We start from the raw sequence: 952 nt of genomic DNA, 5'->3' as shown, positions 1-952 counted from the left end.
CAGCTGGTTTAAGGACTATCCGCTCGCCGTTGAGTTTCGTCATAACGGCTGGCACACCCCGCAAGTGGTCGATAGTTTTGCACAGCAAGGGCTGATTTGGTGCAGCGTCGATTATCCTAAAGTTGGCGGACTGCCGCCCTCACGACTGATATTTACTGAACGTACTGGTTATTTGCGCATGCATGGCAACAACCTGAATTGGTGGGATGCGATGAGCGCGGCTGATCGTCACGACTACCGCTATAGTGCGGCGGAAATGCAAGACTGGGCGCAAGCGATTGCCAATCAGCGTCAGCATTTTGATGTGCTCTATATCTTCTTTCAAAACACGGTTAATGCGCACGCCTATTATAATATTGCGATGCTGCGAGAAGCGTTGACGGTACATCAATTTGAGGTTCTCTGAACAAAACGCGATGGTATAAAGCTCAATCCTTACACGACATTCAATAAGTAGATACTCATGGACTCACTCAGTCAAATTGTCTTGGGCGCAAGCGTACAAGGGACGATACTTGGTAAATATCAAGGCCGCAAAGCCTACCTATACGGGGCACGCTACCTGATTTGGATGTGCTTATCAGCTACTCCGATCCCATCAGTGACATGACCTACCATCGCAGCTTTAGTCATTCATTATTTGTCCTAACTGCAGTGGGTATCGCAGGCGCTTGGCTGCTTAGTCGCTATCATCACTGGCGCAATATGCCGTTGCCTTATTCAACGCGGCGCTTAGCACTCGCCATGACGTTGGTGTTGACCACCCATCCTATCTTGGACAGCTTTACCGTCTACGGCACGCAGCTATTTTGGCCGCTACAAGACCCGTTACAGATCACCCCGATCAGTATTGCCTCCGTCTTTATCATTGATCCACTCTATACCATACCGCTTCTCGCAGCCCTGATTGTGGGACTTATCAAAGGGTGCAAACTTGCGGTATTCAAGTCAG

Annotated in this window: 3 protein-coding genes; all 3 read left to right on the top strand. The window is 49.4% G+C overall.

Annotation, left to right across the window (positions count from 1 at the left end; translation table 11 throughout):
* Nucleotides 1–406 (top strand): DUF72 domain-containing protein (locus tag ACS8FC_RS15370; protein WP_439297412.1); only part of this gene is annotated, 406 nt, incomplete at its 5' end.
* Nucleotides 407–463: 57 nt separating this feature from the next.
* The gene (locus tag ACS8FC_RS15365; RefSeq protein ID WP_439297411.1) at nucleotides 464–610 is read left to right on the top strand and encodes a hypothetical protein; all 147 of its coding nucleotides are present in this window, start codon (nucleotides 464–466) and stop codon (nucleotides 608–610) included.
* On the top strand, nucleotides 607–952 hold a 346-nt coding region (locus tag ACS8FC_RS15360; protein ID WP_439297410.1), incomplete at its 3' end, for a metal-dependent hydrolase. The genes ACS8FC_RS15365 and ACS8FC_RS15360, both read left to right, overlap by 4 nt.

Source organism: Psychrobacter sp. 1Y4 (genome assembly GCF_051847555.1).
This window is presented reverse-complemented; position numbering and strand designations above follow the sequence as displayed.